This is a genomic window from Pseudomonas sp. TWR3-1-1, from assembly GCF_049896545.1.
Classification (GTDB): domain Bacteria; phylum Pseudomonadota; class Gammaproteobacteria; order Pseudomonadales; family Pseudomonadaceae; genus Aquipseudomonas; species Aquipseudomonas weihenstephanensis.
The window spans coordinates 67,021-82,511 of the sequence record NZ_JAFCUO010000002.1 but is presented as its reverse complement, the minus strand read 5'-3'; the positions used below and the strand labels follow the sequence as shown (position 1 = coordinate 82,511).

The window sequence follows — 15,491 nt, the reverse complement described above, 5'->3', positions numbered from 1 at the left end:
GGGGGCTGCCCACCGCAGCCTGCGGCAGCGATTACAGGGGACCTTTTTCTCATGTCTTTTGATTTAACGGCTCGTCTGGCCGCGCGTCGTGCCGACAATTTGTATCGCCAGCGCCCTTTGCTTGAAAGCCCGCAAGGCCCGCAGGTGGTGGTGGACGGTCAGCCTTTATTGGCCTTTTGTAGCAACGACTACCTGGGCCTGGCCAATCACCCGCAGGTGATCGAAGCGTGGCAAGCCGGTGCGTCGCGCTGGGGCGTGGGCGGCGGGGCGTCGCACTTGGTCATTGGCCACAGTCGCCCGCATCACGCCCTCGAAGAAGCGCTCGCCGAGTTCACCGCTCGCCCGCGCGCGCTACTGTTCAGCAACGGTTATATGGCGAACATGGGCGCTGTCACAGCGCTGGCAGGTCAGGGCGACACGGTGCTGGAAGACCGTCTCAACCACGCCTCCTTGCTGGATGCGGGCTTGTTGAGCGGGGCACGGTTCAGCCGTTATTTGCACAACGACGCCGCAAGTTTGGCCAGCCGTCTGGAGAAAGCTGTCGGCCATACGCTGGTGGTGACCGATGGCGTGTTCAGCATGGACGGCGATGTGGCCAATTTGCCCGCATTGGCCTGTGAAGCTCGCGCTAAAGGCGCGTGGTTGATGGTCGACGATGCCCACGGTTTTGGTCCGCTGGGTGCCACCGGGGGTGGAATTGTCGAGCATTTCGGCTTGAGCCAGCACGACGTTCCCGTGCTGGTCGGCACCCTGGGCAAAGCCTTTGGCACCAGCGGCGCCTTTGTGGCCGGCAGCGAAGCGTTGATTGAAAGCCTGATCCAGTTCGCCCGTCCTTATATCTACACCACCAGCCAGCCGCCCGCGTTGGCGTGCGCCACGCTCAAAAGCCTTGAGTTGTTACGCAGCGAGCACTGGCGCCGGGAGCATTTGAATACCTTGATCCGCCAGTTCCGTGCCGGTGCTCAGCAGATCGGCTTGCAACTGATGGACAGCTTTACGCCGATCCAGCCGATCATGATTGGCGACAGCGCAGAGGCGATGCGCTTGTCGCAGCAATTGCGCGAGCGCGGCGTGCTGGTCACCGCTATCCGCCCACCCACGGTGCCTGTCGGTAGCGCGCGGTTACGTGTGACGTTGTCTGCCGCCCACACAGAGGCGCAGGTGCAGCTACTGTTAAATGCATTAAACGACTGTTGGCGAAAACCGGAGTCCGAGCATGCGTGATCGTTTGATTTTGCTCCCCGGCTGGGGGTTGGGTATCTCACCGCTGGAGCCTTTGGCGGTTGCACTGCGTGGCCTGGACGCGCGCCTGCGGGTGGAAATAGAACCCTTGCCGGTGCTCGCTTCGGCGCAGTTGGATGACTGGCTGGATGAGTTGGACGCGGCGTTGCCGGATGACGTCTGGCTGGGGGGTTGGTCACTGGGTGGCATGTTGGCCAGCGAATTGGCCGCGCGGCGCGGCGAGCGGTGTTGCGGGTTGGTGACGCTGGCCAGTAACCCGTGTTTTGTCAGCCGCGACGATTGGCCCAACGCAATGCCGTGTGCCACCTTCGAGGATTTTATCGACGGTTTTCGTAAGGCACCCAATACGACGCTTAAGCGCTTTTCTTTGTTGTGCAGTGAAGGTCGGGGTATGGCGAGCTTACTCCTCAATGGTGCGCCGAAGGCTGAGCCAGACACCCTGCTTGCAGGGCTGGAGCTGCTCGCCAAGATGGACACGCGACCCGCTCTGCAACACTTTAATGGCCCGCAGTTTCACGTGTTTGCCGGGCAGGATGAGCTGGTGCCGGCGTCAGTCGCCAGTGATGTGCTGGCGTTATTGCCTGATGTTGAAGTGGGCCTGATGGAGCAGGCCTGTCATGCGTTTCTTCTGCAAGCACCCCACGAATTGGCGGCGGCGATTCAGAGCTTTTTAACCGGGTTGGGTGATGACTGATTTGAGTGTGGCAAGCCTGCCGGACAAACGTCTGGTGGCGGTTTCGTTTTCCCGCGCGGCGGCCAGTTATGACAGCGTGGCTGAACTGCAACGCGACGTCGGTCATGAACTGATGAACCGTTTACCTGTGGGCTTAAACCCACAACGTTGGTTGGATGTGGGCTGTGGCACGGGGTACTTCAGTCGCGTGTTGGGTCAGCACTTTCCTCACAGCGAAGGGCTGGCGCTGGATATCGCACAAGGCATGCTGGCTTACGCCCGGCCATTGGGGGGGGCCCAGCACTTCATCGCGGGTGATGCCGAGTGCCTGCCGCTGCAAGACAACAGTTGCGACGTGGTGTTTTCCAGCCTGGCGTTGCAATGGTGCGCGCACTTTGACGCAGTGCTCAGCGAGGCACAGCGGGTGCTCAAACCGGGCGGTGTACTGGCTTTCGCCAGTTTGTGCGTGGGCACGTTGAGTGAGCTGCGTGACAGTTGGAAGGCGGTTGACGGGCAGGTTCACGTCAACCGGTTTCGCGAGTTTTCGGCTTATCAACAGCTGTGTGCAGAAAGCGGTTTGCAGGTCAAAAGCTTGCACACGCAGCCCCATGTGCTGCATTACCCGCAGGTGCGCCAGTTGACCCATGAGCTAAAAGCACTGGGCGCGCACAACCTTAATCCGGGGCGACCTGAAGGCTTGACCGGCAGGGCGCGGGTTCAAGGGTTAATCGCGGCCTATGAACAATTTCGTCAGCCACTGGGGCTGCCAGCGACGTATCAAGTGGTCTACGGCATCTTGGAGAAAACGCGATGAGCCTTGCCTATTTCATTACCGGCACGGACACGGACGTGGGCAAAACCACGGTTGCAGCAGGTTTGTTGTACGCCGCCCGCACGGCGGGTTTAAGCACGGCAGCGGGCAAGCCTGTGGCCTCTGGGTGCGAAAAAACCGCCCAAGGGCTGCGCAACGCTGACGCGCTGGCGTTGATGGCTCAATGCACGATTGGCTTGAAGTATGACGAGGTGAACCCGCTGGCGTTCGAGCCTGCCATCGCCCCGCATATTGCTGCACGCGAGGCGGGTGTGGCGCTGACGGTTGAATCATTGCTGGCACCGATGCGCCATATTTTGGCGCAACACGCCGATTTCACCCTGATAGAGGGGGCGGGTGGCTGGCGCGTGCCTTTGTCGGGGCAGGATAGCCTGTCTGACGTGGCCCAAGGGCTGGGACTGCCGGTGATTTTGGTGGTAGGCGTGAGGTTGGGCTGTATCAGCCACGCTTTGCTGACCGCTGAGGCGATTGCTCAAGATGGTCTGCAACTGGCGGGCTGGGTGGCCAATATCATCGACCCGCACACCGCACGGCTTGAAGAAAACCTGGCAACCCTGGCCGAACGCTTGCCCGCACCCTGCCTTGGCCGGGTGCCCGCGCTCACGTCACCCACGGCGCAGGCGGTGGCCGAGCATGTGCAACTGGACCTGCTGGACTGAGTGCGGCGCTATTGCTCAGGGCTATTGAAGGGCGCGCAACCATCAGGTTTTTTGACGGGCCTTTTGCCAGTATGTCTGCTTCAATGAAGCCTGATGACCTTGAAAGGGAAGATGTCGCTCATGGAAATCTCGGGAAGCACCGCGTTCTACGCAGGTCTAAGTTCCATTCAGGCGGGGCAGAACCGTGTCGATCAAGCGGGCGGGCACATCGCCAATGCCACGGTTGAACGCTCGGTCGCGAGCCAATCCTCCGACACACAGGTCAACCGCATGCGCGCCGTCGACCGTAGTCAGCTTTCAGATATTGCCAGTGATGTGGCTGATTTAAGCGTAGGCAAAGCGCAAGTCGAACTCGGCGCCAAAGTGGTACGCACCGCTGACGAAATGGTCGGTACGCTGATCGATACCTACGCCTGATCCTGGCGTGCCCTCGCAGCCTCAGCGTTACTGCCTGACGCCTGCTGCGCCGCCGCACTTCGCTTTCGCCTGCAGCGATGCTGGTGGCGTGACATTCAACAGTCTTTTGAGAATTCGCAGTTGTTTGCCCTTCGGGACGAACGGCTCCTTGCGCCTGCTTGACAATAAATGGGCGTAAACGTATGTTTCAAACACCTGTTTGACCGCAATAACAAATTCTACGCGGTTGTTCATTCCCGGATTCATCAGCAGAGGTTTATCGCTATGCCTGATTACAAGGCCCCCTTGCGTGATATTCGCTTCGTTCGTGACGAACTGCTCGGTTACGAAGCGCATTATCAGAGCCTGCCGGCTTGCCAGGACGCTACTCCAGACATGGTTGACGCCATTCTTGAAGAAGGCGCCAAGTTTTGTGAGCAGGTGCTGGCACCTCTGAACCGTGTGGGTGACACCGAAGGCTGCACCTGGAGTGAGTCCGGGGTTAAAACCCCTACCGGTTTTAAAGAAGCCTACAAGCAATTCGTTGAAGGTGGCTGGCCGAGCCTGGCGCATGACGTTGCCCACGGCGGTCAGGGCCTGCCTGAGTCGCTGGGCCTGGCGGTCAGCGAAATGGTGGGTGAAGCCAACTGGTCGTGGGGCATGTACCCGGGCCTGTCGCATGGCGCGATGAACACCATCTCCGAGCACGGCACTCCCGAGCAGCAAGAGACCTACCTGAGCAAGCTGGTTACCGGTGAATGGACCGGCACCATGTGCTTGACCGAATCGCACTGCGGTACTGACTTGGGCATGCTGCGCACCAAGGCCGAACCTCAAGCTGATGGCTCCTACAAAGTTTCCGGCACCAAGATCTTCATCTCGGCCGGTGAACACGACATGGCCGACAACATCGTCCACATCGTGCTGGCCCGCCTGCCGGATGCACCGGCTGGCACCAAAGGCATTTCGCTGTTTATCGTGCCCAAGTTCATGGCCAATGCTGACGGCACGCTCGGTGAGCGTAACGCCGTATCGTGTGGCTCCCTTGAGCACAAAATGGGCATCCACGGTAACGCCACCTGTGTGATGAACTTCGACGGCGCGACAGGTTTCCTGATCGGCCCGCCGAACAAAGGCCTGAACTGCATGTTCACCTTTATGAACACCGCACGTCTGGGCACCGCGCTGCAAGGCCTGTCCCACGCCGAAATCGGTTTCCAGGGCGGCTTGAAATACGCCCGTGACCGCCTGCAAATGCGCTCGCTGACCGGCCCTAAATTCCCGGAAAAAGCCGCCGACCCGATCATCGTTCACCCGGACGTACGTCGCATGCTGTTGACCATGAAGGCATTCGCCGAAGGCAACCGTGCGATGGTTTACTTCACAGCCAAGCAAGTCGACATCGTGAAATACGGCGTTGATGAAGAAGAGAAGAAGAAAGCCGACGCACTGCTGGCGTTCATGACGCCGATTGCCAAAGCCTTCATGACCGAAGTGGGTTTTGAATCCGCCAACCACGGCGTTCAAATCTACGGCGGCCACGGTTTCATCTCTGAGTGGGGCATGGAGCAGAACGTTCGCGACAGCCGTATTTCGATGCTGTACGAAGGCACCACCGGCATCCAGGCACTCGACCTGCTGGGCCGTAAAGTGCTGATGACTCAAGGCGAAGCGCTCAAAGGCTTCACCAAGATCGTGCACAAATTCTGCCAGACCAACGAAGGCAACGAAGGCGTTCAAGAGTTCGTCGCACCGCTGGCGGCACTGAACAAAGAATGGGGCGAGCTGACCATGAAGGTCGGTATGGCGGCCATGAAAGACCGTGAAGAAGTGGGCGCGGCCTCGGTCGACTACCTGATGTATTCCGGTTATGCCTGCCTGGCGTACTTCTGGGCTGACATGGCGCGTTTGGCCGCAGAGAAACTGGCTGCTGGCACGTCGGAAGAAGCCTTCTACAAAGCTAAATTGCAGACGGCGCGTTTCTACTTCCAGCGCATCCTGCCGCGTACCCGTACACACGTTGCAACCATGTTGTCAGGCGCTGCCAACCTGATGGACATGAAAGAAGAAGACTTCGACCTGGGCTACTAAGCCCAAGCGCGTCACCTTCCCAAAAACCGTTTCACCTCTGGGTGAAGCGGTTTTTTTATGCGCGGATTCTGCGTAGCAGTTAGCCAACACCACGTTCGGCCGCAAGGCTGTCGTACAACCTGAGATCACGCCCGGTCAAAGGTGCACGATTGTGGCGTAATAGCCTGTCACATTGGGCCACAGCGACAAAATGCAGAACGCCTCCGTGAGTCTTTTTTAATCCGACAAATGCGTTAAGCCTTTTGCCTTTCCAGCCGTTAAAACCTATGGCTGAGGCGACCGGGACGTTTCCAAGTGTGCTTAACTGCGGTAAAAGCAGGCACAATGCCATTACTTGGTTGTTCGGGTTGGAGCTTTACTTTTGTCGCGTTCTTCTGCTGCATGTGTCAGTCACTTTTTGCCGTCTCTGCTGCTGCTTATCGCAGGGCTTGCGGCTGCCTACGTCAAAGACCTCAATGTGTTCTTCACCTCACTCTTCAACGTGCTGCCCACCCTGGTGCTGTTGTTGGGAGGCGCTTACTGCGCGGTTTACCGCCGCCAGCGTGAATTGTTCTTGATGCTTACGGTGTATATCGCCTATTTCCTGCTCGATACCCAGACCGATTACTACCGCGATAACGGCGTTGTGCGCCCGGACGCGGCGGTGATCTTTCATGTGTGCTCGCTGTTATTGCCGTTGCTGTACAGCGTGTACGCGGCCTGGGAGGAGCGCACACATCTGTTTCAGGACCTGGTGGCGCGTTTTGCGGTGCTGTTGGCCATCGGCAGTGTCGCGTTGGGGCTGGAGCAAAGTTACCCACAGGCGCTGCTCAATTGGCTGGCCGAGATCCGTTGGCCCGCACTGCATGGCCGCTGGATGAGCTTGATTCAGTTGTCGTATCCGGTGTTTTTCATCGGTTTTGTGCTGCTGGGCTGGCAATACTGGCGCAACCCGCGGCCCCTGCATGCCGCCCAGCTGGTAGGGCTGGTAGGGCTGTTCTGGATGCTGCCGCAGACGTTTATCTTGCCGTTCACCCTTAACATCATGTGCAGCCAGGTGATGTTGATGATTGCCGCAGCGGTAGCGCATGAGGCGTATCAAATGGCCTTTCGCGATGAGCTGACCGGCCTGCCGGGGCGTCGCGCACTGAATGAACGCTTGCAGCGTTTGGGGCGCAATTACGTGCTGGCGATGAGTGACGTCGACCATTTCAAAAAATTCAACGACACCCACGGTCACGATGTGGGCGATCAGGTGCTGCGACTGGTCGCCAGCAAACTGTCCAAAGTCGGCGGTGGCGGTCGGGCCTATCGCTATGGCGGTGAAGAATTCGCCCTGGTGTTTGCAGGTAAAACGCTGGATGAGTGCATGCCGCATCTGGATGAGTTGCGTGAAGCCATTGCGGTTTACAACATCCATTTACGCAACCAGGAAAACCGCCCGCAGGACGACCAGCAAGGTCGTCAGCGCCGAGCCGGTACGCGGGCTACCAGCGTGTCGGTGACGGTCAGTATTGGTGTGGCTGAACGCATGCCAGAACAGCGCACGGCCGAGGAGGTGCTAAAAGCGGCGGACAAGGCGCTCTACAGCGCGAAAAGTGCCGGGCGTAACTGCGTCGTTGCCTACGGGCAAACCCGACGGGGGGCGGTGCGCACGACAGAAATTCCTGCGTAGCGTGACCGTGTATTAAATCTGAGTCACTACCGGACCCTATGTATCGCAATCGTTGTTAAGTTAGACTGGCCACAGCAAAACGTGGCCCGGCTCGGGCTTAACTGGTAGTAATTGCGAGGTTTGTCATGGCTGATTACAAAGCGCCCCTGCGCGATATGCGCTTCGTCCTTAATGAAGTGTTCGATGTTGCAGCGCTTTGGGGGACATTGCCTGCTTTGGCAGACACGGTTGATGCGCAGACGGTAGAAGCGATTCTTGAAGAAGCGGGCAAAGTCACCGCTAAAAGCATCGCCCCGCTCAGCCGTAGCGGCGATGAAGAAGGATGCCACTGGCACGATACCGTCGTAACCACCCCCGCAGGTTTCGTTGATGCTTATAAAACCTACGCCGAAGGCGGATGGGTGGGCGTCGGTGGCGATCCTGAGTTCGGCGGCATGGGCATGCCCAAAGCGGTCTCGGCGCAAGTCGAAGAAATGATCAACTCCTCTAGCCTCGCGTTCGGCTTGTACCCGATGCTGACAGCGGGTGCGTGCGTGTCGATCAATGCGCATGCCAGCGAAGAACTGAAGGCGATGTACCTGCCCAATATGTATTCGGGCGTGTGGGCTGGCTCCATGTGCCTGACCGAACCCCATGCGGGCACTGACTTGGGGATCATCCGCACCAAGGCCGAACCTCAAGCCGATGGCTCCTACACCCTCAGCGGTACGAAGATTTTCATCACCGGTGGCGAGCACGACCTGACGGAAAATATCATCCATTTGGTACTGGCCAAGTTGCCGGACGCGCCGGCTGGCCCCAAAGGTATTTCGCTGTTTCTGGTACCCAAATTCAGGGTCAATGCCGATGGCAGCCTGGGCGAGCGTAACCCGGTCACCTGCGGTTCCATTGAACACAAAATGGGTATTCAAGCGTCGGCAACGTGCGTGATGAACTTCGACGAGGCGGTGGGTTATCTGGTCGGCGAACCTAACCGTGGTCTGGCGGCGATGTTCACCATGATGAACTACGAGCGTTTGGGCGTCGGTATTCAGGGGCTGGCTTCGGGTGAGCGTTCGTACCAGAACGCAGTGGAATATGCCCGTGATCGCTTGCAAGGCCGCGCTGCGACCGGTGCTCAAGCCAAAGATAAAGCCGCTGATCCGATCATTGTGCACGCCGATGTGCGCCGTATGTTGCTGACCATGAAAGCGTGCAACGAAGGCGGGCGTGCGTTCTCCACCTATGTCGCCAACCAGTTGGACATCGCCAAGTTCAGTCAGGACCCGGCCGCCCGTGAGCGGGCCGATGGCCTGGTGGCTTTGCTGACGCCAGTCGCCAAAGCATTCTTGACCGATTTGGGGCTTGAAACCACCGTGCACGGTCAGCAGGTGTTTGGCGGTCACGGTTACATTCGTGAATGGGGGCAGGAGCAGTTAGTACGTGATGTGCGTATTACGCAGATCTACGAAGGCACCAACGGTATTCAGGCGTTGGACCTGGTGGGGCGCAAGATCGTGGGCAACAACGGGGCGTATTACCGTTTGTATGCCGATGAGATTCGTCAGTTCATCGCCTCGTCGTGTGGCGACTTGAATGAATTCACCGCACCGCTGGCAAGCGCTTTGGACACACTTGATGAGTTGACGGCCTGGGTTTTGGAACATTCGAAAATTAATCCCAACGAAATTGGCGCGGCTTGCGTTGAGTACCTGCATGTTTTTGGTTACACAACGTATGCCTACATGTGGGCGCTGATGGCCAAGGCTGCGCAGGGCAAGGAGTCCGAGGACGCGTTTTATGTCAGCAAAATGGGCACGGCGCGCTTCTACTTCCAACGTTTGCTGCCGCGTATCCACTCGCTGAGTGCTTCGGTCAAGTCCGGTAGCGAGTCGCTGTATTTGCTGGATGAAGCACACTTTTAAGCTGTTTAACGTTATGTAAGCATTTGCTTACATAACGTGCTGGCAATCGTCCATATCGCAGAATTGGATCCATCGGTAATCTACTTCACATGGACGTCGAGCAGGAAGCTCAAAGAAATAACAGGGACACGTAGGATTCTGCCAGGATGGCGGAGTGAAAAGGATGTCAGGGAAACAGTCTGCAAAACCCCGCTTCGGCGGGGTTTTCTTTTTGTGCGTCAGAAATATGTATATGCGCTGTAGGAGCGAGCTTGTTCGCACGCCCTCATGCAGCGGGTCAATAAACGTGACCTACAGCGTTGCTTCTTCACGCTGCATCACATCCTCAAGCAGGGTGCGCAACAACCCCAGCGTGGCTTGTTGGCGCTGCACATCGCGACACACCAGCCCCACTTTGAGCGGCACCCTCGGCTCACTCAGCGGCTTCCACAGCAGCGCCTTGTCATCGTGTTCGTGACGTGAACGCCCCGGCAGCACCGTGGCCAACTTGCTGTGCGGCAAGCTGTCGAGAATCCCGGCCATCGTATTGAGTTCAGCCTGCACTTGCGGCCGTCGGCCCAGATTGGCCAGTTGGCTCTGCCAGATCTGGCGCACCTGAAACTCTTCCCCGAGCAGCAGCATGGGCAATTCGGCCGCCTGGCTTAACGACACTTTTTTGAATTCACGCAGCGGATGGTCTGCCGGGATGACCAGTTGCAGCTCATCTTCGTACAGCAACACGCCGTGCAAGCCAGGCTGGCGGGGCGGCAGGTAGCTGATGCCGATGTCGAGTGAGCCATTGAGCAAACGCCGCTCAATCTCAAGCCCGGTCAGTTCGTAAATCTGTACCACCAAATGCGGTTGTGCCTGGCGCACGCGTTCGAGCATTTGCGGCACCAGGCTGGTATGTACGGTTTGCAGCACGCCGATGGCCAGAGTCCGCAGCGCGTGGCCTTGAAAGTTACGCAACGCCTCTTTGGCGCGTTGCAAACCGTCAAGGAGCGGTAACGCATGGTTGTACAGCGTGTGCGCGGCAAGGGTTGGCAGCAAGCGCTTGCTGCTGCGCTCGAACAGGCTGACATCCAGGTTGTGTTCGAGCTGGCGAATCTGCTGCGAGAGTGCCGGCTGGGAGATGGAAAGGCGCTCGGCAGCTCGGCCCACATGGCCTTCTTCGTACACCGCGACGAAATAACGCAGTTGTTTGAAATCCATAAGTATTACTTATCGAAAATGCTTAAAAAACGAAATGGCTCAAAGGCCGGCAGGCGCCTAGTCTACGCCCATTCCAAAGGGCTCGTAGCACCAGAGAAGGTCATGAAAAGCGATTGTGCAGGCCTGTTTTACATAGGCAAGGCAGAAAACCCCACAGAGGGTTTAACCGCGCACGAGCATGACGCTCAGTTGCAAATCGATTCGGCTTATGGTCACAAGGTCAGCGTGCATGAACCTGTTTAACCTGCGGCGCCAATCCCCCAGCTTCGATGAGTTGGCGATTGAGCCTCTGTCTCAAACGATGAATAACGATGTGTCCCGCGATTGCCTGATGCCCAGCGTCGAGCGTCCGGCGCAGATTTTTGTGCGCGGTCAAGGGTCGTGGATGTGGGACAGCGAAAGCCGCGCGTATCTGGATTTTACCCAGGGCGGTGCCGCAAACAGCTTGGGTCATAGCCCGGCGGTGTTGATCAAGGCACTGGCTGAGCAGGCGCAATCGTTGATCAACCCGGGGTCGGGTTTTTTCAATCGCGGCATGTTGAGCCTGGCTGAGCGGTTGTGTCACAGCACGGGCAGCGATCAGGTGCATTTTCTCAACACCGGCGCTGAGGCCAACGAAGGCGCGATCAAGCTGGCGCGCAAATGGGGCCAACTGCATCGTGGCGGCGCGCATCGCATCATTACCGCGACGCACAGTTGCCATGGCCGCAGCTTCGGTGCGATGTCGGCCTCGGGCAGCGCTACGTTCGATAACCGCTTCGAGCCGCAATTGCCGGGGTTTATCAATGTGCCGTTCAACGACTTGCCTGCCTTGCACGCAGCGGTCGACGCGCAAACCGTGGCCATCATGCTGGAGCCGGTGCAGAGCGATGCAGGGGTGATCCCGGCCACCGAGCATTACCTCAAGGGTGTTGAGCGCTTGTGCCGTGAGTTGGGCATTTTGCTGATCCTTGATGAAGTACAAACCGGTATGGGCCGTTGCGGCACCTTGTTGGCAGAGCAGCACTACGGCGTTCGTGCCGACATCATCACCCTGGGTAAAGGTTTGGGTGGGGGTGTGCCGCTCGCGGCGCTGCTGGCGCGCGGTCAAGCGTGTTGCCTGGAAGCCGACGAGTTGGGCGGCACCCATCACGGCAATGCCTTGATGACTGGCGCAGGTAGCGCTGTGCTCGATGCCGTGCTTGAGAAAGGTTTTTTGCAGCAGGTTCGCGATGCGGGGCAGCACCTGCGCGAGGGGCTGGGCCGATTGGCCAATAGTTATGCACAGGGTGAATTGCGGGGGCAGGGCCTGATGTGGGGGCTGACGCTGTCGGATAACTCGGCAAATGAGGTGGTAAAAGCTGCGTTGTATGAAGGTTTGTTGATTACAGCGCCACAGCCCAATTGCCTGCGTTTCACCCCGGCGCTGTGCGTCAGCAAAGGCAACATCGATGAAATGCTGTTGCGTCTGGCCCGAGCGTTTGCCCGTGTCCGCACTGCGCAGTTGCAGTGCCGTCGTGCAGCAGTGATCTAAGCGTCATACAGAATTTAAAGAACCGTCTCGCGGTATAACGCATCGCCCTGTGCCTGTTTCGTTTGGCACGGGGCGTTTTTTTGCCTGTGCAAAACTACAACTGAACCTTTCGCCGTGGCTAAGAGTCGATTAATCGTAGGGCTTTATTGAGCCCACCTTTGATTGGGGACGGAACACATGGACATTATTCGCATCATCATCGCCATCTTGCTGCCGCCGCTGGGCGTGTTTTTGCAGGTCGGTTTCGCGGGCGCTTTTTGGCTGAACATTTTGCTGACGCTGTTGGGTTACTTCCCCGGCGTGATTCACGCCGTGTACATCATCGCCAAGCGCTAAGCCCTCTACGACTTTCGACCACGATGGCTGCGATCGTGTGATGGATCGCAGCCAGCGCCAGCGCCTACGAGCTGGGGTTCATGACGTCTTGATAAAACTGCCATTCTTGCTCCAGCGCGTGCGCCTGGTTACTGGCCTTGCGAAAGCCGTGGCGTTCGTCAGGGTAGTAGTGCGCTTTGGCCGGGATGCCGTTTTGTTGCAGGGCGTGCAGCATGTCGCGGGTCTGCTGCGGCACCACCACGGCATCCAGTTCGCCCTGAAAGAAAATCACCGGCACCTGGATGTTTGCCGCGTGCAGTAACGGCGTACGGGCAGCGTAGCGTTCGGCATCACGCTCAGGGTCGCCGATCAGCCAGTCCATGTAATCGCCCTCGAACTTGTGCGTGTCGCGCGCCAGTGCAACCGGATCGCTGACGCCATACAAGCTGGCCCCTGCGCGGAACACATGTTTGAACGCCAAGGCGCACAACGTGGTGTAACCCCCTGCGCTGCCGCCGCGAATGAAGGCGTTATCGGGATTGATCAGACCCTTTTCAGCCAGATAACTGACCACCGCACACGCATCTTCGACATCCACTTCACCCCATTTCATGTGCAGCGCCTGACGGTATTCGCGGCCATAGCCGGTGCTGCCGCGATAGTTGAGGTCGGCCACGGCAAAGCCGCGCTGCGTCCAGTACTGGATGCGCGGGTCGAGCATTGGATAACAGGCCGAAGTCGGGCCGCCGTGGATAAACACCACCAGCGGCGGTCGGCTTTCACCGTGCATGGCCGGGTAGAAAAAACCGTGTGCCTGGCTGCCTGCCGACGGGTAGTTCAGGGTTTGCGGACGGCTGATCTGTGCCTGGGGCAAGGGCGCGATGCCGCCGGCAAGCACGTTCACCTGCCGGGTATCGCGCGCGATACGGATGACCGCAGAGGGGCTGACAGGTGAGGCGGCGATGCAATAAAGCGCGTCATCGTCCAGCGCCAGGCTACGGAAACGGCTGTATTGGCCGGTAAAGTCGTCAATGTTGGCGTCAGACGCGTGTATGCCCAAGCGTCCAAACCCGTGCTCGGTCCAGCTGGCCAGGTAAGCGCCGTCGCCCAGCGGCAGCCACGTGCTGGCGCCCAGTTGCCAAGGTGCGGGCGCGTGATCGGCTGCTGCACTCGGCAACGCCACTAATCCCGTGGCAGATTCAGCCCACGGTTGCCAAAAACCACCACGGTCTGTCAGGCAATACAGGCGGTTGTTTTGATCAAAACGCGGCTGTTGCAACGACTCTTCGCGGTCATTGCCCGCCACACAGACGGGCAACTGCCAGCCGCTTGCCGCGTGGTGTTCAGCCAGCATCAAACGGGTTGATGTCCACGGCTGATGCGGGCGGCTCCACTCAATCCACGCCAGTCGCTGGCCGTTGGGGCTGAGGGTGGGGGCGGCATAAAAATCTGCACCCTGGGCCAGCACGCAGCGCTCTAGTGTGGCCGGGTCAACGCTGACCAGGCGATGTTGGTCGGTATCTTCTTCGACCGCCAACACCCGGCCCTGGGCACATTGCACATCACCATAGCGGCAGGTGCCTTGGGTCAAGGCGCGTGGCGCCGTGCCGTCCAGTGCTTGCCAGTACAGTTGTTGATCAGACTCGTTGACGAACACCACGCCGTCATCGCTCAGGCAAAACGAACCACCGCCGTACTCGTACACCCGGCTGCGCACGCTGAAACCGTCGGGGGTCAGGCAATGTGCCTGGCCGTCACGCCAGTGCCAGATTCGGCAAGCGGCATCCTGAGGGCGGTATTCGTTCCAGAACAGGCCGAGCGGGCCGTGTTTGAGTTCGGCGAAATCCACCCCGGCGGCCACGGCGAGGGCGGCGCTGAATGGTTCAACCTTTGGCGATGAGTCGTGAGTTTCGGTCATTTCGAAAGGCCAGTTGCTCAATGGTTTGGGTGGCGTGCTCGGCTTCTTCGCGCGCCTTGAGGATCAGGTCATGGTGAGGCGACTTGCTGCACACCGGGTCTGCATTGCTTGCATCGCCGGTGAGCATAAAGGCTTGGCAACGACAGCCGCCGAAGTCCTTTTCTTTCTCGTCACACGAGCGGCACGGCTCGGGCATCCAGTCATAGCCGCGGAAACGGTTGAAGCCAAACGAGTCGTACCAAATGTGCTGCATGCTGTGGTCGCGCACGTTGGGGAACTGGACCGGCATCTGCCGCGCACCATGACACGGCAAGGCGGTGCCGTCAGGGGTGACGGTCAAAAAGATACTGCCCCAACCGTTCATGCAGGCTTTAGGGCGCTCTTCGTAGTAGTCCGGGGTGACGAAAATCAGCTTGCAGGGATGGCCTTGGGCCTCCAGCTTGGCGCGGTATTCGTTGGTGATGCGTTCTGCGCGCACCAGTTGCTCTTTGGTCGGCAACAAGCCCACGCGGTTGAGCTGCGCCCAGCCGTAGAACTGGCAAGTGGCGAGTTCGACGAAGTCGGCTTCCAGTGCGATGCACAGTTCGATGATGCGATCGATCTTGTCGATGTTGTGCCGATGGGTGACGAAGTTCAGCACCATCGGGTAGCCGTGAGCCTTGACTGCACGGGCCATTTCCAGCTTTTGCGCGAAGGCTTTTTTCGACCCGGCAAGCAGGTTGTTCACTTGCTCGTCGCTGGCCTGAAAGCTGATTTGAATGTGATCCAGCCCGGCCTTTTTGAAATCGCTGATCTTTTGTTCGGTCAGGCCAATGCCCGACGTGATCAGGTTGGTATAGAAGCCAAGCTTGCGCGCCTCGCCAATCAGTTCGGCCAGGTCCTGACGCACCAACGGCTCGCCCCCCGAGAAGCCCAGTTGGGCGGCGCCCATTTCGCGCGCCTCGCGAAACACCTTGATCCACTGTTCGGTGCTCAGCTCTTTGCCTTGCTGGGCGAAATCCAGCGGGTTAGAGCAATACGGGCATTGCAGCGGGCAGCGATAGGTCAGCTCCGCCAATAGCCAGAGCGGCAGGCCCACCTCGGGTTTGGGCGGCATCAGACTG

The 15,491-nt window shown here is 58.8% G+C and carries 14 protein-coding genes; 10 read left to right on the top strand and 4 right to left on the bottom strand.

What is annotated here, in order from left to right; translation table 11 throughout:
• Positions 1 to 51 precede the first annotated feature (51 nt).
• The 5 genes from bioF to ACP7A4_RS05860 all read left to right on the top strand — a co-directional run bounded on the left by bioF (position 52) and on the right by ACP7A4_RS05860 (position 3,823).
• A complete protein-coding gene (gene bioF / locus ACP7A4_RS05880) occupies positions 52 to 1,224 on the top strand; it encodes an 8-amino-7-oxononanoate synthase (protein ID WP_426245968.1) in 1,173 nt (390 codons plus the stop codon).
• Positions 1,217 to 1,936, top strand: a complete 720-nt coding sequence (locus ACP7A4_RS05875) for an alpha/beta fold hydrolase (protein ID WP_059765317.1) — start codon at positions 1,217 to 1,219, stop codon at positions 1,934 to 1,936. Before bioF ends, ACP7A4_RS05875 begins: the two co-directional genes overlap by 8 nt.
• On the top strand, positions 1,929 to 2,729 hold the full coding sequence (bioC, locus tag ACP7A4_RS05870; RefSeq protein WP_203301937.1) for a malonyl-ACP O-methyltransferase BioC: 801 nt from the start codon (positions 1,929 to 1,931) through the stop codon (positions 2,727 to 2,729). The genes ACP7A4_RS05875 and bioC overlap by 8 nt, the downstream gene beginning before the upstream one ends.
• Entirely contained in the window at positions 2,726 to 3,406 is a 681-nt protein-coding gene (bioD, locus tag ACP7A4_RS05865; RefSeq protein ID WP_059765313.1) for a dethiobiotin synthase, read from the top strand. The genes bioC and bioD overlap by 4 nt, the downstream gene beginning before the upstream one ends.
• A 120-nt stretch (positions 3,407 to 3,526) precedes the next feature.
• Complete coding sequence (locus ACP7A4_RS05860; RefSeq protein WP_048364307.1) at positions 3,527 to 3,823, top strand: hypothetical protein; 297 nt, start codon at positions 3,527 to 3,529, stop codon at positions 3,821 to 3,823.
• 27 nt (positions 3,824 to 3,850) lie between these two features.
• Here ACP7A4_RS05860 and ACP7A4_RS05855 read toward each other — a convergent pair whose 3' ends face one another.
• Complete coding sequence (locus tag ACP7A4_RS05855; RefSeq protein ID WP_426245965.1) at positions 3,851 to 4,057, bottom strand: hypothetical protein; 207 nt, start codon at positions 4,055 to 4,057, stop codon at positions 3,851 to 3,853.
• 30 nt (positions 4,058 to 4,087) lie between these two features.
• On the opposite strand from ACP7A4_RS05855, the gene ACP7A4_RS05850 reads away from it, so the two are divergent.
• The 3 genes from ACP7A4_RS05850 (at position 4,088) to ACP7A4_RS05840 (ending at position 9,451) form a co-directional block, all read left to right on the top strand.
• On the top strand, positions 4,088 to 5,893 hold the full coding sequence (locus tag ACP7A4_RS05850) for a phenylacyl-CoA dehydrogenase (protein WP_048402172.1): 1,806 nt from the start codon (positions 4,088 to 4,090) through the stop codon (positions 5,891 to 5,893).
• A 361-nt stretch (positions 5,894 to 6,254) separates the two neighbouring features.
• Entirely contained in the window at positions 6,255 to 7,547 is a 1,293-nt protein-coding gene (locus ACP7A4_RS05845; protein ID WP_203301936.1) for a GGDEF domain-containing protein, read from the top strand.
• A 125-nt stretch (positions 7,548 to 7,672) separates the two neighbouring features.
• Positions 7,673 to 9,451, top strand: a complete 1,779-nt coding sequence (locus ACP7A4_RS05840; RefSeq protein ID WP_426245962.1) for an acyl-CoA dehydrogenase C-terminal domain-containing protein — start codon at positions 7,673 to 7,675, stop codon at positions 9,449 to 9,451.
• A 291-nt stretch (positions 9,452 to 9,742) separates the two neighbouring features.
• On the opposite strand, the gene ACP7A4_RS05835 is transcribed toward ACP7A4_RS05840, so the two are convergent.
• Positions 9,743 to 10,642, bottom strand: coding sequence for a LysR family transcriptional regulator (locus tag ACP7A4_RS05835; protein ID WP_059765306.1), 900 nt, complete (start codon positions 10,640 to 10,642; stop codon positions 9,743 to 9,745).
• Positions 10,643 to 10,871: 229 nt separating this feature from the next.
• Here ACP7A4_RS05835 and ACP7A4_RS05830 point away from each other — a divergent pair, with 229 nt between their 5' ends.
• Both ACP7A4_RS05830 and ACP7A4_RS05825 read left to right on the top strand, forming a co-directional pair.
• Positions 10,872 to 12,155, top strand: coding sequence for an aspartate aminotransferase family protein (locus tag ACP7A4_RS05830; protein WP_203301934.1), 1,284 nt, complete (start codon positions 10,872 to 10,874; stop codon positions 12,153 to 12,155).
• A gap of 177 nt (positions 12,156 to 12,332) precedes the next feature.
• Positions 12,333 to 12,491 carry a YqaE/Pmp3 family membrane protein gene (locus ACP7A4_RS05825; RefSeq protein ID WP_048364204.1) on the top strand — a complete coding sequence of 53 codons (159 nt, stop codon included), beginning with the start codon at positions 12,333 to 12,335 and terminating at the stop codon, positions 12,489 to 12,491.
• A 64-nt stretch (positions 12,492 to 12,555) separates the two neighbouring features.
• On the opposite strand, the gene ACP7A4_RS05820 is transcribed toward ACP7A4_RS05825, so the two are convergent.
• The gene (locus ACP7A4_RS05820; RefSeq protein ID WP_426245959.1) at positions 12,556 to 14,388 is read right to left on the bottom strand and encodes a prolyl oligopeptidase family serine peptidase; all 1,833 of its coding nucleotides are present in this window, start codon (positions 14,386 to 14,388) and stop codon (positions 12,556 to 12,558) included.
• Positions 14,354 to 15,484, bottom strand: a complete 1,131-nt coding sequence (pqqE, locus tag ACP7A4_RS05815) for a pyrroloquinoline quinone biosynthesis protein PqqE (protein WP_238938233.1) — start codon at positions 15,482 to 15,484, stop codon at positions 14,354 to 14,356. The genes ACP7A4_RS05820 and pqqE overlap by 35 nt, the downstream gene beginning before the upstream one ends.
• Between the last annotated feature and the right edge of the window lie 7 nt (positions 15,485 to 15,491).